The sequence below is a fragment of the Burkholderia stagnalis genome (genome assembly GCF_039848545.1).
Taxonomy (GTDB): domain Bacteria; phylum Pseudomonadota; class Gammaproteobacteria; order Burkholderiales; family Burkholderiaceae; genus Burkholderia; species Burkholderia stagnalis.
This window is the reverse complement of record NZ_CP156686.1, coordinates 1,942,559-1,961,496: the sequence shown is the minus strand read 5'-3', so window position 1 is coordinate 1,961,496 and position 18,938 is coordinate 1,942,559. Positions and strand designations below refer to the sequence as shown.

20 protein-coding genes are annotated in these 18,938 nt (G+C 70.6%); 6 read left to right on the top strand and 14 right to left on the bottom strand.

Annotated features, from left to right (window positions below):
• Window positions 1–3: 3 nt before the first annotated feature.
• Window positions 4–711: a class I SAM-dependent methyltransferase gene (locus ABFO07_RS25465; RefSeq protein WP_347468758.1), complete on the bottom strand. Its 708-nt coding sequence runs from the start codon at window positions 709–711 to the stop codon at window positions 4–6.
• An 857-nt stretch (window positions 712–1,568) separates the two neighbouring features.
• Between ABFO07_RS25465 and ABFO07_RS25460 the strand changes: the two genes are divergently transcribed.
• Window positions 1,569–3,203, top strand: coding sequence for a DUF3459 domain-containing protein (locus ABFO07_RS25460; protein ID WP_059891170.1), 1,635 nt, complete (start codon window positions 1,569–1,571; stop codon window positions 3,201–3,203).
• A gap of 45 nt (window positions 3,204–3,248) precedes the next feature.
• Here the strand turns inward: ABFO07_RS25460 and ABFO07_RS25455 are convergent, their stop codons facing one another.
• The 5 genes from ABFO07_RS25455 to ABFO07_RS25435 all read right to left on the bottom strand — a co-directional run bounded on the left by ABFO07_RS25455 (window position 3,249) and on the right by ABFO07_RS25435 (window position 7,923).
• Window positions 3,249–3,830 (bottom strand): thiamine phosphate synthase, encoded by a 582-nt coding sequence (locus ABFO07_RS25455; protein ID WP_060013817.1) that lies wholly within the window; start codon window positions 3,828–3,830, stop codon window positions 3,249–3,251.
• Window positions 3,827–5,170: a hemolysin family protein gene (locus tag ABFO07_RS25450; protein ID WP_059565933.1), complete on the bottom strand. Its 1,344-nt coding sequence runs from the start codon at window positions 5,168–5,170 to the stop codon at window positions 3,827–3,829. The genes ABFO07_RS25455 and ABFO07_RS25450 overlap by 4 nt, the downstream gene beginning before the upstream one ends.
• 82 nt (window positions 5,171–5,252) lie before the next feature.
• Window positions 5,253–6,032: a sensor histidine kinase gene (locus ABFO07_RS25445; RefSeq protein WP_060013812.1), complete on the bottom strand. Its 780-nt coding sequence runs from the start codon at window positions 6,030–6,032 to the stop codon at window positions 5,253–5,255.
• A 64-nt stretch (window positions 6,033–6,096) separates the two neighbouring features.
• A complete protein-coding gene (locus ABFO07_RS25440; protein WP_059884354.1) occupies window positions 6,097–7,026 on the bottom strand; it encodes a DMT family transporter in 930 nt (309 codons plus the stop codon).
• A gap of 39 nt (window positions 7,027–7,065) precedes the next feature.
• The gene (locus tag ABFO07_RS25435; RefSeq protein WP_059891131.1) at window positions 7,066–7,923 is read right to left on the bottom strand and encodes a LysR family transcriptional regulator; all 858 of its coding nucleotides are present in this window, start codon (window positions 7,921–7,923) and stop codon (window positions 7,066–7,068) included.
• A gap of 109 nt (window positions 7,924–8,032) precedes the next feature.
• Between ABFO07_RS25435 and ABFO07_RS25430 the strand changes: the two genes are divergently transcribed.
• The 3 genes from ABFO07_RS25430 (at window position 8,033) to ABFO07_RS25420 (ending at window position 11,062) form a co-directional block, all read left to right on the top strand.
• Window positions 8,033–8,416, top strand: a complete 384-nt coding sequence (locus ABFO07_RS25430) for a tautomerase family protein (RefSeq protein ID WP_059565937.1) — start codon at window positions 8,033–8,035, stop codon at window positions 8,414–8,416.
• 126 nt (window positions 8,417–8,542) lie between these two features.
• A complete protein-coding gene (locus tag ABFO07_RS25425; protein WP_060013810.1) occupies window positions 8,543–10,174 on the top strand; it encodes a CHAD domain-containing protein in 1,632 nt (543 codons plus the stop codon).
• Window positions 10,175–10,225: 51 nt separating this feature from the next.
• Window positions 10,226–11,062 (top strand): TOBE domain-containing protein, encoded by an 837-nt coding sequence (locus ABFO07_RS25420; RefSeq protein ID WP_059808705.1) that lies wholly within the window; start codon window positions 10,226–10,228, stop codon window positions 11,060–11,062.
• A 70-nt stretch (window positions 11,063–11,132) separates the two neighbouring features.
• Here the strand turns inward: ABFO07_RS25420 and ABFO07_RS25415 are convergent, their stop codons facing one another.
• The 4 genes from ABFO07_RS25415 to ABFO07_RS25400 form a co-directional block, all read right to left on the bottom strand.
• Window positions 11,133–11,834, bottom strand: a complete 702-nt coding sequence (locus tag ABFO07_RS25415) for a sulfate/molybdate ABC transporter ATP-binding protein (RefSeq protein ID WP_059565940.1) — start codon at window positions 11,832–11,834, stop codon at window positions 11,133–11,135.
• A 1-nt stretch (window position 11,835) separates the two neighbouring features.
• Window positions 11,836–12,510, bottom strand: coding sequence for a molybdate ABC transporter permease subunit (modB, locus tag ABFO07_RS25410; RefSeq protein ID WP_059565941.1), 675 nt, complete (start codon window positions 12,508–12,510; stop codon window positions 11,836–11,838).
• Between the two features lie 15 nt (window positions 12,511–12,525).
• Window positions 12,526–13,326, bottom strand: a complete 801-nt coding sequence (gene modA / locus ABFO07_RS25405; protein WP_059808699.1) for a molybdate ABC transporter substrate-binding protein — start codon at window positions 13,324–13,326, stop codon at window positions 12,526–12,528.
• 151 nt (window positions 13,327–13,477) lie between these two features.
• Window positions 13,478–14,176, bottom strand: coding sequence for a phosphatase PAP2 family protein (locus ABFO07_RS25400; protein ID WP_059884350.1), 699 nt, complete (start codon window positions 14,174–14,176; stop codon window positions 13,478–13,480).
• 251 nt (window positions 14,177–14,427) lie between these two features.
• Between ABFO07_RS25400 and ABFO07_RS25395 the strand changes: the two genes are divergently transcribed.
• Together ABFO07_RS25395 and ABFO07_RS25390 are read left to right on the top strand one after the other, a co-directional pair.
• Complete coding sequence (locus ABFO07_RS25395; RefSeq protein ID WP_059923577.1) at window positions 14,428–15,543, top strand: extracellular catalytic domain type 1 short-chain-length polyhydroxyalkanoate depolymerase; 1,116 nt, start codon at window positions 14,428–14,430, stop codon at window positions 15,541–15,543.
• A gap of 81 nt (window positions 15,544–15,624) precedes the next feature.
• Window positions 15,625–15,801 (top strand): DUF3563 family protein, encoded by a 177-nt coding sequence (locus ABFO07_RS25390; protein ID WP_006399432.1) that lies wholly within the window; start codon window positions 15,625–15,627, stop codon window positions 15,799–15,801.
• Between the two features lie 108 nt (window positions 15,802–15,909).
• Here the strand turns inward: ABFO07_RS25390 and ABFO07_RS25385 are convergent, their stop codons facing one another.
• From ABFO07_RS25385 to ABFO07_RS25370, 4 genes are all read right to left on the bottom strand, one after another.
• Window positions 15,910–16,329, bottom strand: coding sequence for an organic hydroperoxide resistance protein (locus ABFO07_RS25385; RefSeq protein ID WP_059565945.1), 420 nt, complete (start codon window positions 16,327–16,329; stop codon window positions 15,910–15,912).
• A gap of 138 nt (window positions 16,330–16,467) precedes the next feature.
• Complete coding sequence (locus tag ABFO07_RS25380; RefSeq protein WP_060352359.1) at window positions 16,468–16,920, bottom strand: MarR family winged helix-turn-helix transcriptional regulator; 453 nt, start codon at window positions 16,918–16,920, stop codon at window positions 16,468–16,470.
• Window positions 16,921–17,088: 168 nt separating this feature from the next.
• On the bottom strand, window positions 17,089–17,901 hold the full coding sequence (locus ABFO07_RS25375; RefSeq protein WP_059808687.1) for a BPSS1780 family membrane protein: 813 nt from the start codon (window positions 17,899–17,901) through the stop codon (window positions 17,089–17,091).
• Entirely contained in the window at window positions 17,892–18,890 is a 999-nt protein-coding gene (locus ABFO07_RS25370) for a homoserine kinase (protein WP_059808684.1), read from the bottom strand. Before ABFO07_RS25370 ends, ABFO07_RS25375 begins: the two co-directional genes overlap by 10 nt.
• Window positions 18,891–18,938 lie beyond the last annotated feature (48 nt).

Genomic DNA, 18,938 nt, shown 5'->3' with positions numbered 1-18,938 from the left:
CCGTCACACGCGCCGCACCGCGATCCACGCGCCCCAGAACAGGCTCGCAAAAAAGCGCAGCGGCGCGTCGAACCCGGCGTCGTGCAGCAACCGGTGGACGGCGTCCTCGGTCGCGGGCGGATCGGCGCCCTGCAGGATCTTCGCGAGCTTCGCGTCCACCACGTCGGGCGTCGCGCCTTTCATCCGCCAGCGCTGCCGCCACGCGTCGAGCAGGCGCGGGTGCGCCGCATAGTGCCGGTAGTTGCCGGCGACGACGAGCGGTGCGCCGGGCTTCAGCCGCCGCGCGATCGCGCGCAGCAGCGCGGCTTTCGCGTCGTCGCCGGGCAGGTGGTGCAGCACGCCGATCAGCGTCGCGCCGTCGAAGCCGGCCGTGTCGGGCAGCGCGTCGACTTCGGCCTCGACGAAGCGCGTGCGCGCGCCGTACCCGGCGGCCTCGACGTTGCCGCGCGCGAGCGCCAGCATCGGCGCGGACGGGTCGGCGGCGGTGAAGCGCCAGCCCGGTTCGAGCGCGGCGGCGACGAGGATTTCCTGGCCGGTGCCGCCCGCGCCCGCGACGAGCAGTTGCGCGTCCGGCCGGCCGATCGTCGACGCGAGCATGCAGGCGGCCAGTTCGTGGCACGCGTCGTAGCCGGCAAGGGCGATGCGGGATTGCTCGGCGTATTCGGCGGCGCGCGCCGGATCGAATTTCGCGGCGCTGGCGGGAAGCGACATGGCGGGTCCTCGGCGGGTGCGCGGACGGCGTGCCCGCGCGATGCCGCAGAGCGTAAGCGCGACGCCGATGGCCAACAAGGCGAGCGGCCATTCCGGTATCGCGACTACCTTGCTGCGGCGCGATGCGCGGGCATCGGCGCGCTCGCGCGAAGCGCCGGGGCCGGGAGCCGGGAGCCGGGAGTCGGGAGTCGGGAGTCGGGAGTCGGGAGTCGGGAGTCGGGAGTCGGGAGTCGGGAGTCGGGAGTCGGGAGTCGGGAGTCGGGAGCCGGTGCCGGGAGAGCCCTGAGCCCGGAGCCCGGAGCCCGGAACCCGGAACCCGGAACCCGGAACCCGGAACCCGGAACCCGGAACCCGGAACCCGGAACCCGGAACCCGGAACCCGGAACCCGGAACCCGGAACCCGGAACCCGGAACCCGGAACCCGGAACCCGGAACCCGGAACCCGGAACCCGGAACCCGGAACCCGGAACCCGGAACCCGGAACCCGGAACCCGGAACCCGGAACCCGGAACCCGGAACCCGGAACCCGGAACCCGGAACCCGGAACCCGGAACCCGGAACCCGGAACCCGGAACCCGGAACCCGGAACCCGGAACCCGGAACCCGGAACCCGGAACCCGGAACCCGGAACCCGGAACCCGGAACCCGGAACCCGGAACCCGGAACCCGGAACCCGGAACCCGGAACCCGGAACCCGGGGTCAATACGCAATTAATAATGTCCGGTCGTACGGATCGCCGCCGCGAAAACCGGCGCATACTGCTTTCCTCCCTCCTGCTTGGCGACCCGCATGCCAGGCCCTCCCTGCGCCGATCGACGGCGCATCCGTGCAGCCCGGCACGCACGAGGAGCGCACGATGTCCGATTGTCCGCACGATCCGTATGCGCATCATTTCATTCACTGTCTGCCGTTCGGCGCGCAGCCGTGCGGCGCGGCCGGCACGTCGCCGCGCACGCATTTCCGCGTGTGGGCGCCCGGCTGCACGCAGGTCCAGCTCGAGCTCGACACCGGCAGCGGCTTCACCGCGATGCCGATGACGCCCGCCGGCCCCAACTGGTTCGAAGTGTTCGCGGACTGCGGCGCAGGCGCGCGCTACCGCTATCGCCTCGATGACGCGGTGTCGATTCCCGATCCCGCATCCCGTTCGCAGCCCGAAGGGCTGCACGGCCCGAGCGAGGTGGTCGACCCGCGCGCGTTCACGTGGCGCCACACGTTCTGGCGCGGCCGCCCGTGGGAAGACATCGCGCTGTACGCGATCCGGCCGCATGCGGCCGGCGGCTTCGACGGCGTGCGCCGCCGGCTGCCGCAGCTCGCGCATCTCGGCGTGACCGCGCTCGAACTGCTCGCGTCGCCGCACGACAGCCTGCCGTTCGCGCCGCTGGCGGCCGAAGGCGGCCCCGACGCGCTGAAGGCGTTGATCGACGATGCGCACGGCTACGGCCTCGCGGTGCTGCTCGAACTCGACTACGCGCGTTTCGGCAGCGGCACGGAGGCGCTGCGCCATTACGCGGCGCCGTTCTTCCACACCCGCGACGATCCGCTGCAGGCGTCGCCGCTCGCGCTCGACTATCCGGAGGTGTGCGACTTCTTCTGCGACAACGCGCTGTACTGGATCGAGGAATACCGCTGCGACGGCCTGCGGCTGCGCGAAGCGGACCGCATCGGCGTGTCGTGGCTGCGCGAGATCGCCGACCGCGTGCGCGCGGCCGTGAAGGCCGACCGGCTGGTGCACCTGGTGCTCGGCAGCGAGCGCCATCCCGCGCACCTCGCGGACACCCATTTCGACGCGCAATGGAACGGCTGCGGCGAACGCGCGCTGCACCGGCTGACGGGCCGCGACGTGTCCGGCCACGAAGGCTTTTCCGCGCATCAGTCGATCCACACGCTCGCGCGGGCGCTGACGGCCGCCGGCGCCGCGTTCCAGCCGGCGACGGCCGCCGGCGAAGGCGGCACGGCCGACACCGCGCTGCCGCTGACGTCGCTGGTGCTGTCGGATGGCGCGCTGCGGGACTGCGGCGAGGATCGTGAGGCGGGCCTGGCCGCGCTCGCGCTGTCGCTGCTGACGCCGCAGATTCCGCTGATCTTCGACGAAACCGCGCGCGATCTCGAGCGTGCGCATTTCGTGCAGTCGGCGCTCGCGGTGCGGGCGAAACTGATCGCGCCGCGGCTGGCCGACTGCCGGCCGGAGGATGCGCATACGCTGCGCACGAGCAGCACCGGCGAGGCCGATGCGCTGCTCGCGGCGTGGCGGCTCGCCGACGGCGAGACGCTCAGCATCGCGCTGAACCTGTCGCCGGAGGCGGTGCCGTTCGACGCGCCGGCCGGGATGGTGGTGTTCGAGACGCCGGGCCGCGCGCGCGACCGGGTCGATGAAGGCGAACTGCCGCCGTATTCGCTGGTCGCGTGGCTGACGGGCGACGTCAACGAGTACGCGCTGACGCACGACGTGCGCCGCATCGACGATCGCATGTTGCGCGGGATGCGCGCCTGAATGCCTGAGTGCCTGAGTGCCTGCGCGCTTGAGCGCGCGATTGCGCTACCAGAAGCCGCGGATGCCCGCGATGCCGTGCGCACCGTGGCGGCGCGCGTCGGCGAGTTGCGCGCGCGTCATTCCGCCGAGCGCATAGACGGGCAGCGCGACCTGCGCGACCCATGCACCGAACGTGGCCCAGCCGAGCGCCGGCGCGCCCGGATGGCTGAGCGTCGGCAGCACCGGCGACAGCGTGACGAAATCGACGCCGATGCGCGCCGCGTGCTGCAGGTCGTCGAGCGTATGGCACGCGGCGGACACGAGCCGCCCGGCCGGCAGCGGCCGTTGCGCGGCCGCATGCAGCGCCGCGCCGTCGAGGTGCCAGCCGGCGTCGGCGAGCGCCGTCACGCCGGCCGCATCGATCCTGCCGTTGAGCATCAGCTGCGCGCCCGCCGCGTCGCAGCGCGCGAGCGCGTCGGCCGCGAGCCGCGCGAACGCGGCGGCGTCGAACGACTTCACGCGCAGCTGCACGAGCGTCTCGCCGCGCGCGAGCACGGCCGACAGCCGGTCGAGAAACGCGCGGCAATCGGCGTCCGACGCCGAGGCCGGCTCCGGCGTGATCACGCAGCAGCGCGGCAGCGGGGTCACTCGTCGGCTTCCTTCGCGACCTTCGGATAGACGCGCACCAGCACGATGCGCGGGCCGTTCATCTTCTTCACGACGACGTCGAAGCGGTCGAACGCCACCCGCTGGCCTTCGGTCGGCAGGTCGCTCAGCGCGTGGATCACGAGGCCGCCGACGGATTCCGCGCGCCCCTCGTCGATGTCGATGCCGAGCGCCTGCTCGAGCGACACGACGGGCAGGCTGCCCTTGCCCATCAGCGTGCCGTCGTCGAGGCGGGTCCAGTCGGCGTCGCCCTGGCGGAACTCGTCGTGGATCTGGCCGACGAGCGCGCCGAGCAGGTTGTCGAGCGTCAGATAGCCGATCGGCTTATGGCCCTTGTCGCCGACCAGCGCGAAATGCGGCGCGCCCTTGCGGAAACGGCGGAACAGCTCGAGCGCCGGCGTGTCGGGCTTCACGTACTGCACCGGGCGCACGTAGTCGGACAGGTCTTCCAGCGCGGCGCCCGCATGGCGGGCGAGCAGCAGGTCCTTCAGGTGGATCAGCCCGCTCACCTGTTCGCGCGACGCGTCCTCGAACAGCGGATAGCGGCTGAAGCGGTGCCGCGCGACGATCTCCATGTTGTCCGGCAGCGGGAGGTCGCGGCGCAGGCCGATCATCTCGTGGGCCGGCCGCATCAGGTCGGACACGGTCATCGACGAGAAGTCGAGCGAATGCGCGAGCGTGTTCCATTCGTCGTTGCTGTACGCGCCGCGGGCCGCCTGGCCCGGCTTGCCGGCGCTGCTGCGGCGGCTGCGCAGGATCAGCTTCAGCTCGTCGGTCGAGTAGTGCGCGTCGCCGCCGTGGTCGGCCGACAGGCCCGCGAACTTCAGCACCGCGTTCGCGCTGCTGTTGAGCACCCAGATCGCCGGGTACATCGCCCAGTAGAACGCATAGAGCGGCAGCGCGACCCACAGGCCGACCTTCTCGGACTGGCGGATCGCCATCGATTTCGGCGCGAGTTCGCCGACGACGATGTGCAGGAACGAGATCAGCGAGAACGCGAAGATCAGCGAGATCAGGTGTACGAGCTGCTCGGAATGGATGCCGATCAGGTCGAGCAGCGGGCCGATCAGCGCGGCGAACGCGGGTTCGCCGATCCAGCCGAGGCCGAGCGACGCGAGCGTGATGCCGAGCTGGCACGCGGAGAGGTAGGCGTCGAGGCGCCCGTGCACGATCCCGAGAATGCGGCCGCGCAGGCCGCGCTTGCGGGCGAGGGTCTTGACGCGCGTCGCGCGGAGTTTGACGAGGCCGAATTCGGCCGCGACGAAAAAGCCGTTGAGGGCCACCAGTAACAACGCGCCGATCAGCGCGAAGATCTGAACCAAGGAATTGCTCCGGTAATGACAGGCCCGTCAGTATAGGGCCGGAAAGGCAAACGTAATATTTGTGCGTCGAGTCGCCGGGTGCTTACACGGGCGCCTCGCAGGGAAGGGTGAGCGTGAGCGCGACCGCCGCGCCGTCGTCGAACGGATCGTGCGTGAACGTGCCGCCGTGCGCGAGCGCGACGCGCTGCACCAGCGCGAGCGTCCACGCGACGCGTTTCGCGTCGCGCTCGCGCAGCATCTCGCGGCGCGCGAAGGTCTCGAATACGTGAGGGGCGGCCGGGTCGGCGAGCGCGCCGGCATTTACGTCGCAGGCGGCGCGGGCGACGAGCCGCGCGCCGTCGCGCGTGCAGGAGAACGCCACGCGGCTGCCGGCGGCGCTCGCCTCGACCGCCGTGACGAGCAGGGTCCACAGCGCCTGCGCGACGCGTTCGCGGTCGGCGCGCACGTGCGGCGCGCCGTCGGGCAGCGCGGCGTCGAGCGTCACCTGGCGCGCATCGGCCAGCGCGAAGCGGGCGAGCGCGAGCACGTCGTCGAGCAGCGGGCGCAGCGCGAACGGCTGCGGCGCGAGTGCGAGCGTGCGGGTTTCGGCGCGCGGCGCGTCGAGCGCGTCGTCGATCAGCTTCACCTGCTGGTCGATGCCGGTGCGGATGCCGGCGAGCGCGCGCTGCAGCGCCGGATCGGCGTTCGCGAGCTGGCGCTCGAGCACGTACGCCCAGCTGTGCATCGCGTTGAGCGGGCTGCGCAGGTCGTGGGACGCAGTCGACAGCGCCTGGTCGCGCAGGAACAGCGCCGCCTGCGCGGCATAGTGCGCTGCGCGTTCGCGCAGCAGGTCGGCGGCGGGATCGGCGGGAACGGACGTCACGGAGCGGGCCTGTCGAAAGCGGTTGGTCGTGAATCGGGAACCGCCATTATAGGGATCGTGCGTGTCACGCCGGAACGGCGTCCTCGTCTTCGTCCTTGTTTCGCGCGTCGCTGCCCGGCAGCAGCTGGCACGCGAGCAGCCCCGCGAGCATCAGCGCGCAGCCGAGCAGCGCGCGCAGCGTCAGCGTCTCGCCGAGCGCCGCCCAGCCCGCGATCGCGGCGAACACGCCTTCCATGCTGAAGATCACCGCCGCGTGCGCGGGCGCCGCATCGCGCTGTGCGACGACCTGCAGCGTATAGCCGACGCCGACCGACAGCAGGCCGCCGTACAGCAGCGTCGGCAGCGCGCCGCGCAGCATCGCGACGCTGACCGGCTCGACCGCGAGGCCGGCCGCGAGACACAGCGTGCCGCAGGTCGCGAACTGCAGGAACGCCAGCACGAGCGGATCGTAGCGCCGCGCGAGGTGGCCGACCGCCATCACGTGCGCGGCGATGATGATCGCGCCGGCCAGCTGGAACCAGTCGCCGTAGAGCACCGAGAAATGCTCGTCGATGCTGAGGAAATACAGCCCGATCGCCGCGAGCAGCGCGCCGAACCACGTGCCGGCGCCGATCCGGTGGCGCGCGAACACGCCGATCAGCGGCACGATCACGACGTACAGCGAGCTGATGAAGCCCGCGTTCGCGATCCGCGTGTATTGCAGGCCGATCTGCTGCAGCGAGATCGACACCGCGAGCAGCGCGCCGAGCGCCAGCCCCGGCAGCAGCCGCGCCGGCGCGCGGCGGATCGCCGCGAGCTGCGCGCGCGCCGCCGTGTTGAGCGCCAGCAGCGGCACGAGCACGAGCGCGCCGAGCAGGAACCGCAGCCCGGTGAACAGGAACGGTCCGATCACGTCGAGGCTCAGCCGCTGGGCGACGAACGCCGATCCCCAGATCGCGGCGGCGGCGAGCATCAGCAGGTTGGCGCGGAGGTGTTGGCGGGCGGCGGGCGTCATGACGGTTCGTAAGGCGGAGGACTGACGAAACCCGACAGTTTACGCCGAGATTGCAAGGCTGTCGGCAAATCGCCGGAGCGCGGCGGCCGAGCGGGCGTCGCGCACGCGCGTGTAGAGCACGACCTGCGAGTGCGGCAGCGGCGGCAGGCCGAACCTCGCGCCGACGTCCACCAGCGTGCGCGGCGCGACGCGCCGGGCCAGCGGGCAGACCGCGAGCCCCGCGGCGGCGGCGGCCGCGACCGCCGCCACGCCGCCCCCCGTGAAGCGTTCGCGCCACGGCCGGCCCGCATGGTCGAGCGCACGCAGCGCGGCGGCCCGCACCCCGCACGGGCCGGCCAGCACCGCGAGCGGCAGCGGCTCGTCCGCGCGCGGCGCCCAGTCCGGCGCGGCGAGCCATACGAGCGGCTCGGTGAACAGCAGCGTGGCGTCGTCGCGCGGCGGGTCCTCGCCGGGCTCGTGGCGCACGATCGCGGCGTCGAGGCGGCGCTCGTCGTACAGCGCGAGCAGGTTCGTCGACGTGCCGAGGTGCATCTCGAGCGACAGGCCCGGATCCTGCCGGTGCAGCGACGTGAGCACGGCCGGCAGGTCAGGCACCGCGACGTGCTCGCTGACGCCCAGCGACAGGCGGTGCGTGCCGGTCGCGATCGCGCCGAGCGCCCGGTCGTGCGCGTCCAGCAGCGCGCGGGCGGCGGGCAGGAACACCTCGCCGTCGGCCGCGAGTTTCACGACGCGCGGCGTGCGTGCGAGCAGCGGCTTGCCGAGGTGGGCTTCCAGCCGCTTCAGCTTCAGGCTGACGGCCGATTGCGTGGTGCCGAGCGCGTCGGCCGCGCGCGTGAAGCTGGCGAGATCGGCGACCAGCACGAACGCCCGCACCGCATCGAGGTCAAGGACTTTCATTTCCAGTGTAAATGGATGAAATATGCATTGATGACTGTTTATTATAGTTCGGCGGGCTTAACCTGACGTCGCGTTTCCCTCCATCAACGTCACCATCAGGAGCACCACCATGCCTTTCACCCGAATCGCGTTGCGCGAAGGCAAGCCGGCCGACTATCGCGCCGCCCTCGTCGACGGCGTGCACCGCGCGCTGATGCGCACCTTCAACGTGCCCGAGGACGACATCTTCATGGTCGTGACCGAGCACGCGAAAGAGAACTTCGTGTTCGGCCGCCATTACCTCGACATCGAGCGCAGCGACGATCTCGTGATGATCCAGATCACGGCGAACAACACGCGCACGCTGGAGCAGAAGCAGGCGCTGTACCGGACGATCGTCGAGCACCTCGCGCAGCAGCCCGGCGTGCGGCCGCAGGACGTGTTCATCAGCCTCGTCGAGGTGCTGAAGGAAGACTGGTCGTTCGGCAACGGCATCGCCCAGTACGTCGTTTGATCCTCGGCACGCGGCGCCTCGGCCGGGCGGTCGCGCGCGATATCGAGCCGTGTACCATGGACCCTGCATCACGAGCGACGCCGGCGCGAGCGAGGCGCCGGCGACTCATCATGAGCGGGAGCGTCCATGTCGCGTGTGCTGGAAGTCGTGTTGTGCATGTCGTTGGAGGGTTGGCCGGCCGCGCCGGGGAGCCGCGCGCGCGGCGCGCAGCGCGAGTTCGGCGCGGAGCTCGGCCGGGCGTGGCGGATCTGCCCGCAGGTCAGGATGAGGCGCGGCGTCGAACGCGTGACGATCGAGCCGTGCCAGGTCGTCGAGGCCGAGCCGAGCCCCGGCGCGCAATGGTGGACCTGGGTCGAATCCACGGCGAAGGAACGGCGCGTCGTTGCGGCACGCACGCGCCCGCTCGCGCCCGGCGTGACGCTGCGCGAGATCTTCGACGCGGCGCATGCGGGCATCGTCGTTGCATCGCCGGAATCGAACGATTCGCCCGAACCGGGCGCAACGCCCGATGCCCACGCGGAAGCGGCCGTCGCGCCTGAAATCGTCACGTCCGCCGAACCCGCGGTGCCGTCATTCGGCGAGGCCGCACGCGTGCGGCTCGTCAGCGAACGGCGGCGCGGCCGCTGGGCCGACGACAGCGGCGTGGTGGTCGAGATGACGCTCGACGACGTCACGATCCACGGCATCGACGACGCGCCGCGCCGCTACTGCGAACTGCGGCTCGCGGCGCCGGACTGGGAGACGCCCGACGCGCGCGCCGCCGCGCTGCGCGCGCTGTTCGGGGCCGCGCGCGAGCTGAGCGGCGCGTGGCCCGCGTTCGTGCAACTGACGAGCGTGATCGATCGCGCGTGCGCGGGCACGCTGGCGGCGGCCGCGCCGGTGAAGGCGCAGCTCGTCGACCTGAGCGGCGTGCGCACGCAGCGCGCGGCGCTGTTCGCGCTGTCGGGCGACATCGCCGCGCAGTGGCTCGGCAACGAAAGCGGCGTGCTCGAGCGCGACGACCCCGAGTTCGTCCACCAGATGCGCGTCGCGCTGCGCCGCCTGCGCACGCTGATGCGTTTCTTCCCGCGCTATGCGAACGCCGGCTGGCAGGACAGGTTCGACGCGGACCTGTGCTGGCTGGCCGCGCTGCTCGGCACGGTGCGCGACTGGGACGTGTTCTCGACCGAGAGCTTGCCGGCGCTGATCGCCGCCGACGGCGACAGCGACAGCAGCGAATGGGCCGGCACGCTCGACGCCGCGCGCGCGCAGTGCGTGGCGGCGCGCGTCGAATTGCGGCAGGGGCTGCATTCGGCGCGGTATGTGCGGCTCACGATCGGCTGGCTCGAATGGCTCGCCGCGTTCGTGCTCCCGCCCGCCGCGGACGATACCGCGCCATCGCTGAAGCGGCACGCGACCAAGCGCGTGCGGCGGCTGTTCGGTCATCTGTACGGCGCGCCGTCGCTCACGACGCTCGACACCATCGCGCGCCACCAGGTGCGGATCGATGCGAAGCGCCTGCGCTACGCGCTGGAGTTCTTCGCGTCGCTGGCGTCGCGCCGCACGCGCACCGAGACGGTCAAGACGCTGGCGCGCGTGCAGACCGTGCTCGGCGAGGCGAACGATACGATCGTCGCGCTGCAGCACCTCGAGCAGCTGGCCGCGCCGCCGTATCAACTCGGCTTCGTGCGCGGCTATGGCGCGGCGCTCGAGCAGCGCGCGGCGCGCGACGCCGAGGCGCTGCTCGCCGGCCTGCGCCCGCCGAAGCTGTCCGGCTAGGCGCGCCCACGCGCTGCCTATAATGTCCGCCCGTCCTGTCCACGCCGACCGATGAGTACCGATCCGCAATCGCCTCCCTTCACCGAGCCGCTCGAACTGGGCGGCGAACTGTGGCTGCGCGCGGGCGCGCAGACGCTCGGCGGCACGGCCCGCATCGCGCTGCTCGCGGCGATCGGCGAGACCGGTTCGATCACGCGTGCGGCGAAGGCGGTCGGCATCAGCTACAAGGCCGCGTGGGACGCGATCGATACGATGAACAACCTCGCCGGCGAGCCGCTCGTGCAGCGCGCGGCCGGCGGCAAGGGCGGCGGCGGCACGGCGCTGACGCCGCGCGCGACGTCGCTGATCGCGGCGTTCCGGACGATCGAGCGCGAGCATCGCCGCTTCATCGAATCGGCGAGCGCGGCGGTGGCCGGCTTCGACGTCGACTGGGCGCTGATCGGGAGAATCGGCATGAAAACCAGCGCGCGCAACCAGCTGTTCGGAAAGGTTGCGTCGATCCGGCGCGGCGCCGTCAACGACGAGGTGGCGCTGGCGCTGCCCGGCGGCCAGACGATCGTCGCGGTGCTGACGCATGAAAGCACCGAGGCGCTCGGCCTGCAGGTCGGCGCGGACGCCTGCGCGCTCGTCAAGGCGTCGTGGGTCATGCTCGCGGTCGACGATGGCGCGCCCGCCGTCAAGGTGTCGGCGCGCAACCAGCTGCATGGCGCGGTCGAGACGGTGAAGGGCGGCGCGGTGAACGGCGAGGTGACGCTCGCGCTCGACGGCGGCGGCACGCTGACCGCGGTCGTCACGAACGACAGCGTCGACGCGCTGGGGCTCGTCGCCGGTCAGCGGGCGATCGCGCTGTTCAAGGCGTCGAGCGTGATTCTCGCGGTGACGGCGTAACGCGCGGTGCAGCGCCGCAGTGGATGACGGACGTTGCGCGAGCGCGCCGCCCTATCGCTACACGACGTCGCTACACGACGCGCGTCGGCCACGCCGCGTGCGGGCTCGCCGCCAGCACACGTCCTTCGCTCAACTGCACCACCTGGTCGCCGAATGCGGCGACGTCGTCCGGATCGTGCGTGATCAGCACCATCGGAATGTCGAGCCGCGCCTGCAATTCGGCGAGTTCGTCGCGCATCCGCCGGCGCATCGCGCCGTCGAGCGCCGCGAACGGCTCGTCGAGCAGCAGGATGCGCGGCTGCGCGATCAGGGCGCGGGCGAGCGCGACGCGCTGCTTCTGCCCGCCGGACAATTGCGCCGGAAAATGCCCAGCGAGCGCATCCAGCTCGAACGCGCGCAGCCAGTACGCGACTTCGGGCGGCAGCGCCTTCGCGCGCGGGTTGCGCAGGCCGGGCGTCAGCCCGAACGCGATGTTCTGGCGCACGTTCAGGTGCGGAAACAGCGCGTAATCCTGGAACAGGTAGGCGACGCGGCGCGCGCGGGTCGGCACGTCGATGCGGCGCGCCGCGTCGAACAGCGGCTCGCCGTTCAGCGAAATGGTGCCGGCATCGGGCGCAAGCAGCCCCGCGATCGCCTGCAGCGTCAGGCTCTTGCCCGCGCCGGACGGCCCGAACAGCACGACGCGCTGCGTCGTTGCCGTAAACGACACGTCGAGCGTGAAACGGCGCTCCGCGGTCGCGTAGGTCTTGCGGATGTCGACGGCGAGGCTCATCTCAGCGCGCCCCGCTCAAGGTGCGCGACGGCACCAGGCGGCCCGCCGCGAGCAGCACCACCACGCAGGTGATCGACGTGACGATCACGAGCAGGTTGGCGGTGCCGTCGTCGCCGGCCTGCACGGCCGCATAGACGGCGACCGACAGCGTCTGCGTGCGGCCGGGCAGGTTGCCCGCGATCATCAGCGTCGCGCCGAATTCGCCGAGCGCGCGCGCGAACGCGAGCAGCGCGCCCGCGAGAATGCCGCGCGCGGCGAGCGGCAGCGTCACGCGGAAGAACACCGCGGCTTCGCCGAGGCCGAGCGTGCGCGCGGCGCGCTCGAGCTGCGGGTCGACGCCTTCGAACGCCGCGCGCGCCGATTTCAGGATCAGCGGGAACGCGACGACCATCGACGCGATCACCGCGCCCTGCCACGTAAACACGAGCTGGATGCCGAGCTGGTCGAGCCATGCGCCGACCATGCCGCGCCGCCCGAGCAGCACGAGCAGGTAATAGCCGAGCACCGTCGGCGGCAGCACGAGCGGCAGCGTCAGCAGCGAGTCGACCACGTCGCGCGCGGGCGAGCGCCAGCGCGCCAGCGCGAACGCGGCCGCGACACCGAGCACGATGTCGAGCGCGGTCGCCCAGCCGGCCACCTTCAGCGACAGCAGCAGCGGAACCCAGGCGTCATGCATGTCACAGCTCGCTTCTTACTTGCCGGCGGCCGGCTTGAACCCGAACGTCGCGAGCACCTTCTGGCCCTGCGGCGACGTGACGAAATCGACGAACGACTGGGCCTGCGCGGCGTGCTGGCTGTCCTTGACCACCGCGATCGGATAGGTGATCGCGGTCTGGGTCGGCACCGTCAGCGCGACCTTCACGCGGCCGGGCATCACCGCTGCGTCGGTGCCGAACACGAAGCCCGCGTCGACTTCGCCGCGCGCGACGTAATCGAGGCTCTGGCGCACGTTGGCGGCCAGCACGCCCTTTGCGCTGACCGCGTCCCAGACACCCGCCGCGCGCAGCGCGCCTTCGGTGTAGCGGCCGACCGGCACCGACGCCGGGTCGCCATACGCGACGCGCTTCACGCCGGGCGCCGCCAGGTCGTGCAGCGACGCCGGCGCGGCGGCACGGCTGTCGACCGGCACGATCAGCACGAGCGAATTCGCGGCGAAATCGCGCCGCGTGCCGGGCGCGATCACCTTCTCGTCGGCCGCGCGGTCCATCGCCTTCTGGTCGGCGGACGCGAACACGTCGGCCGGCGCGCCCTTGACGATCTGCTGCATCAGCACGTCCGACGCGCCGAAATTGAACAGCACCCTGGTGCCCGGATGCTGCTTCTCGTACGCGTCGCCGACCGCCTTGAACGCATTCGTCAGGCTGGCGGCCGCCGATACGACCAGTTCGCCGGCCGCGCAGGCAGGCGCGTTGAACCCGATTCCGGCGGCGAGCGCGGCGAGCGGCAGCAGGCGGAGCAGGGTGCGGCGAAGCGGGCGGACAGATGTGCGCATGGTGAGCGTCGTTCGAATGGAGGAAACCGTAATCGTAATATAGGGCGGGTTATAACGCTCGACATACCGCGCATGCGACGGACGGCATGCGCATGTTGAGGGGGAGAACGAAGGCCGGGCGCGGGGCGCGCGCGGTGCGGCCGATTGTCGCTTACGCGTGCAGCGGCGGCGGCGCCGAATCGGTGCGCTGCAGCGACGACGGCTGCGACGCCGGGCGATAGTTCGGATTGGCCTTCCAGCGCGCGCGCACGAACGGCCGCTCGTGGCCGGACAGCTGCAGCGCGACCTTGGTCACCCAGCGGTGCGACGGCACGGAGATGCCGTGCAGCGCGACGGTGACGAGCACGAGGCTCGCGACGACGGCCGGCACCGACCAGCGGTGCGGCTGCGCGTGCCACGAGCCGGCGATGAAGATCAGCGCGGCGAGCGCGCCGACGATGCAGCCGGTGACCGATTCGGACGGCGAATGCGCGGCGAGCGCGACGCGCGACACGCCCACCGCGATGCCCGCCGCGAGCCCGAGCGCGATGCCGAGCAGCCGCACCGGCGTACGCGTGCGGATCAGCATCAGGAACAGCGCGACCGGGTAGACCGACGTGGACAGCATCGCGTGGCCGCTGAAGCCGGTGAAATCCCATGCGCGGATGCCGATGCCCCAGCCGAGGAACGCGATCTTCGTGAGCGCGACCACGCCGATCGCGCCCGCGAGCACGGCGAGCCATGCGGCGGCGCGGCGCCACGAATAGCCGAGCGCGAGCCAGACGGCGATCGTGACGGCGAGCGGCAACGTCAGGCCGGCGCCACCGAACGCGGTGATCGAGATCCACAGGTGAGACGGAAGGTCGAACATCGGGGCAGGAAAAACGAGCAGGGGCGGGACGGATGCTTAATCAACGCGCGAGCCGGGAAGAGCGACTACAACGGATACAAGCGGCGAAACGCCAGTATAGCGTCGCACATGCATGGGGCCCGATTTTTGCGCCTGCGGGAACTATCCTTGCGCAGGAAAAATCCCAGAAACGGTGTTATGGTGCATTGCACAAAGCCGAACGAAGCGCTCCTTGTAGCGCCCCCAATTTCCTTGAATGCGAGCCCCGATCGATGACGAAAAGTCTGACGAAAATGTGGCTGGGCGGCATGAAACGCATGCTGTCCCCGCCCGCCAAACGAGCGACGCGCGACGCGCAGCGCGTGGCGCTCGACGTGATCGAGGCCGCAGTGTCGCCCGCTATCGTAGATCTGTCCCCACCACCCGCGCGCGAGTCGCGGGTCCGGCCGCGCGCCGCCGCGTGGGCGGCCGGCGAGTGGACGCGTGCCGAGCAGCCGATGGCGCCCGCAATCGGGCGGCTGGTCCAGCAGCTCGCGTACGGCCTGTACCTGCCGCCTGGCCGCCGGCGCCCCGGCATGCCGCTCGTCGTGATGCTGCACGGCTGCCAGCAGACCATCGACGAATTCGCGCAGGGCACCCGGATGAACCTGCTCGCCGACCGGTACGGATTCGCGGTGCTGTATCCGGAGCAATCGCTGCGCGCGCATGCGCACGGCTGCTGGCACTGGTATGAAGACACCGAGCGCGCCGGCCGTGGCGAAGCGCATGCGATCGCGTCGCTGGTCGACAAGCTGGTCGGCGAATACCGCTTTGATGCATCGCGCGTCTACGTTGCGGGGCTGTCCGCCGGCGCGGGCCTCGCGTCGCTGCTCGCGCTGCATTTCCCGGAACGTTTCGCGGCGATCGCGCTGCATTCCGGGCCGGCTTTCGGCGAGGCGAATTCCGGCATCGCCGCGATGGACGTGATGCGGCGCGGCCTGCGCCAGAGCCCGATCGAGGCCGTGGATGCGCTGGTCGGCAAGCAGGCGCACCCCGGCATGCCCGCGCTGATCGTGCACGGCGACGGCGACCACGTCGTGTCGCCGAAGAACGCGGATCAGCTCGCGACCCAGTTCCTGCGCCTGAACCGGCTGGCGGACAGCCGCGGCGCGCTGCGCGGCGGCGAGCGGGTCGAGGCGCGCGAGTCCGGCATGCAGGTCTGCGATTACCGTCGCGGCGGAGAATCGGTCGTCCGCCTGTGCCACGTCAAGGGGCTCGACCACGCATGGGCGGGCGGCGACGAGGCCGTGCCGTTCCACGCGGCAGTCGGCCCGGATGCGAGCGAGATGATCTGGTCCTTTTTCGAGGGACATCGTCGCGCTGTGGCGGCGGAACGACGCACCGTCTGATCGATGCTGGTCAATGACTAGGGTTTTCCCTATAATTCGGGAAAACCCTAGTCAAGAACCCTTGGATTTGCGAGATCGATCATGTACCTGCTGAGCCACCTCTTCCTGATGCTGACCAAGAACGCCGAGCAGGCCGCGAAGGAGCGTGCCGAGGCGTACCTGTCCGAAGCCACCGACATCTACGATCTCGAATTCCGCATGCGCAAGATCGATCGCGAAGCGGCGATGAATCGCCCGTATTCGTTCGGCGCACGTTAAGCGACACCAGGCGGGCCGGTTGGCCCGCTGATCCGGCAAGTCACGCAAAAAGGGCGCGTGCGGCATCGAGCCGCGCGCGCCCTTTTTGCATGGGGCACGCGCGTCGCGTCAGGCGACGACCAGGCGCACCGGCACGTTGTTGCGCGTTGCGTTCGAGTACGGGCACACGTGGTGCGCCTTCTCGACGAGTGCTTGCGCGGCGGCCTTGTCGAGGCCCGGCAGCGACACGCGCAGCTCGACGTCGAGCCCGAAGCCGCCTGCATCGTTCGGGCCGATGCCCACTTCGGCCGTGACCTGCGTGTCGGCCGGGAGCGCCTGCTTGTTCTGGCCGGCGACGAATTTCATCGCGCTCAGGAAACAGGCCGAGTAGCCTGCTGCGAACAGCTGCTCCGGATTCGTGCCTTCGGCGCCGGTGCCGCCCAGTTCGCGCGGCGCGGCGAGCTTCACTTCCAGCTTGTTGTCGGCGGAAACCGCACGGCCGTCGCGGCCACCGGTGCTCGTTGCGCTCGTCTTGTACAGAATGTTCATGGTCCTGCTCCTGTCGAATGGGTGGGAAGCGGTCCGTCAGTCACGTTGCTGCCGGCCACGAGACAAATATAGAACACAAATCATTAGTGTGCAAATCAAATTTTGAAAAAATTGCCCGGCTGGGCCGGGCTCGGGTTGTCAGCGGTCCGACGACGCCGACAGCGCGTCGCGCAGCTGCTTCAGGTCCGTGCGCAAGCGAACCAGGAATTCCGGCGTCTGCTGCATCGCGCAAAACAGGTCGGCGGGCACCGAGCGCGCCTTTTCCTTCAGCGTGCGGCCGTCCTTCGTCAGGCGCACGTTCACGACGCGCTCGTCCGCCGCGCTGCGCACGCGTTCGACGTAGCCGAGCGCTTCCAGGCGCTTGAGCAGCGGCGTGACCGTCGCGGGATCGAGATCGAGCCGCGCGGCGATGTCCTTGACGGCGATATCGTCACGCTCCCACAGGACGAGCATCGCAAGATATTGGGGATAGGTCAGCGACAGCTTGTCGAGCAGCGGCTTGTACGCCTTCGTCATCGCGTGCGAAGTCGAGTAGAGCGCGAAGCACAATTGCTCGTCGAGTGTCTGCGGCAGTGCAGGCGGGCGGTCCATGATTCGGGGTGTGCGGTGTTGGCGCAAACAATTTGTATGCAAATGATTTTGCGCTCAAACGATACGCTTGAACAGGGGGCGCGGGATCGGGGCGTCCGTTGCCCGGTGCCGGTGAAAAGAGGGGGGATGCAGGGCGGCCGGCGGCGGGTGCGCCGGCCGAAAGCGGGGTCAGCGGCCCGACGACGGCTTGGCCGGCGCGCCGGGTTCCTGCACGCCGAAGCAGCCGCGATAGGTTGCATAGAACGAGCAGTACAGCATCGTGACGATGATGATCGTCACCGGCATCATCAGCGTCAGCGCGTACGCGCCGGCGCCGAGCGCCTGCAGCACCAGCGACAGCACCAGCGACGTGCCGAGCGCGACACTGAACCAGAGCAGGCCGTAGATCGTGAACGCGCCGCGGTTGCGCCAGCAGCTGACGACGCTGAAGAACATCGCTTTCGCCGGCGGGATGTCGTGCCACGCGGTGAGCACCGGCGCGAACCAGAACAGCATCGCGACCGGCAGGTAGAGCGCGGTTGCAAGGAACAGCGCGCCGACGGTGCCTTGCGCGGCGAGCGTTTCCGGCGTCGGGCTCGTCTCGCCCGTCGCACCCATCATCGCGCTGAACAGCGCCCCGCCGTCGACCAGCGACGACGCGGCGAACACGAGCACCATCGACACGACGTAGATCACGCCGAGCACGAGCAGCCGCTGGGTCGCGACATGGCCATACGAGCGGAAGCCGTCGACGAGGATCGTCGGCATCACCGGCTTGCCGGCGACCGTGTCGCGGCAGGCGGCCATGAAGCCGACCGCGATGCCGGGAATGAACAGCAGCGGCAGCGCCGCGCCGATCACCGGCACCATCGACACCAGCGTGATCGCGAGCAGATAAGTGAAGAACAGCGTGATGAACGCGAGCGGGTTGCGGCGGAACAGCCAGATGCCTTGACGGAACCAGACATAGCCCGTCTTCGCGGGGACTTCGATCAGTTGCATGCGGATTGGGTCTCGGGAAGCACGGGCGTATGCGCGATACGCTCACGCAGGATGCGTTCGAAATGGCCCGGGTCGTGCGGCTTGAGCATCTCGGCCGCGCGGGGCAGGTAGAAGTCGTACAGGCGCGACACCCAGAAGCGGTACGCGCCGGCGCGCAGCATGTCGCCCCAGTGGCGGCGCTCCTCGGCGGTGAACGGCCGGACGGTCTGGTACGCGCGCAGCAGCGCGTCCGCGCGCGCGTCGTCGAGCACGCCAGTCGCGAGGTCGACGCACCAGTCGTTGACGGTCACCGCGACGTCGAACAGCCACTTGTCGCAGCCCGCGAAATAGAAGTCGAAGAAGCCGCCGAGCCGCACGCTGTGGCCCGTGCCGGGCGCCGCGTGCGCGAACATCGCGTTGTCGCGGAACAGGTCGCAGTGGCACGGCCCGCCGGGCAGCGCCGCGTAGTCGGCGGAGGCGAAGAAGCGCGTCTGGTGCGCGAGCTCGCTTTCGAGCAGCGCGAGCCGGTCGGCGTCCACGAACGGCGCGATCGTCGGCACGTTCTCCTGCCACCACGGCAGGCTGCGCAGGTTCGGCTGGGTGCGCGGGTAGTCGCGGCCGGCCAGGTGCATGCGCGCGAGCATCTGCCCCGCCTCGATGCAGTGCTCGACGCCGGGCGCCAGCTCGGTCGCGCCGTCGAGCTTCGTGACGATCGCGGCCGGCTTGCCGTGCAGCTCGCCGAACAGCGTGCCGTCGTCGCGCGGCACCGGGTCCGGCACCGGTACGCCGTGGCCGGCCAGGTGGCGCATCAGGTCGAGATAGAACGGCAGCTGTTCGGCCGTGAGCTTTTCGAAGATCGTGAGGACGTATTCGCCGCGCGTCGTCGTCAGGAAGAAATTGCTGTTCTCGATGCCGGACGAAATGCCACGGAACGCGACGACGTCGCCCAGCGCGTAGTGGCGCATCCAGTGCGCGAGATCGGTGTCGGAAACAGCGGTGAAAACGGCCATGCGAGATGCGTCGAGTCAGGTTGGCGGGCACGCGGGCGCATGCGTCGC

Coding starts and splice junctions, on each gene's coding strand:
- ABFO07_RS25465 (WP_347468758.1), bottom strand. CDS start 711: ATGTCGCTTCCCGCCAGCGCCGCGAAATTCGATCCGGCGCGCGCCGCC.
- ABFO07_RS25460 (WP_059891170.1), top strand. CDS start 1,569: ATGTCCGATTGTCCGCACGATCCGTATGCGCATCATTTCATTCACTGT.
- ABFO07_RS25440 (WP_059884354.1), bottom strand. CDS start 7,026: ATGACGCCCGCCGCCCGCCAACACCTCCGCGCCAACCTGCTGATGCTC.
- ABFO07_RS25435 (WP_059891131.1), bottom strand. CDS start 7,923: ATGAAAGTCCTTGACCTCGATGCGGTGCGGGCGTTCGTGCTGGTCGCC.
- ABFO07_RS25430 (WP_059565937.1), top strand. CDS start 8,033: ATGCCTTTCACCCGAATCGCGTTGCGCGAAGGCAAGCCGGCCGACTAT.
- ABFO07_RS25425 (WP_060013810.1), top strand. CDS start 8,543: ATGTCGCGTGTGCTGGAAGTCGTGTTGTGCATGTCGTTGGAGGGTTGG.
- ABFO07_RS25420 (WP_059808705.1), top strand. CDS start 10,226: ATGAGTACCGATCCGCAATCGCCTCCCTTCACCGAGCCGCTCGAACTG.
- ABFO07_RS25415 (WP_059565940.1), bottom strand. CDS start 11,834: ATGAGCCTCGCCGTCGACATCCGCAAGACCTACGCGACCGCGGAGCGC.
- modB (WP_059565941.1), bottom strand. CDS start 12,510: ATGCATGACGCCTGGGTTCCGCTGCTGCTGTCGCTGAAGGTGGCCGGC.
- modA (WP_059808699.1), bottom strand. CDS start 13,326: ATGCGCACATCTGTCCGCCCGCTTCGCCGCACCCTGCTCCGCCTGCTG.
- ABFO07_RS25400 (WP_059884350.1), bottom strand. CDS start 14,176: ATGTTCGACCTTCCGTCTCACCTGTGGATCTCGATCACCGCGTTCGGT.
- ABFO07_RS25395 (WP_059923577.1), top strand. CDS start 14,428: ATGACGAAAAGTCTGACGAAAATGTGGCTGGGCGGCATGAAACGCATG.
- ABFO07_RS25390 (WP_006399432.1), top strand. CDS start 15,625: ATGTACCTGCTGAGCCACCTCTTCCTGATGCTGACCAAGAACGCCGAG.
- ABFO07_RS25385 (WP_059565945.1), bottom strand. CDS start 16,329: ATGAACATTCTGTACAAGACGAGCGCAACGAGCACCGGTGGCCGCGAC.
- ABFO07_RS25380 (WP_060352359.1), bottom strand. CDS start 16,920: ATGGACCGCCCGCCTGCACTGCCGCAGACACTCGACGAGCAATTGTGC.
- ABFO07_RS25375 (WP_059808687.1), bottom strand. CDS start 17,901: ATGCAACTGATCGAAGTCCCCGCGAAGACGGGCTATGTCTGGTTCCGT.
- ABFO07_RS25370 (WP_059808684.1), bottom strand. CDS start 18,890: ATGGCCGTTTTCACCGCTGTTTCCGACACCGATCTCGCGCACTGGATG.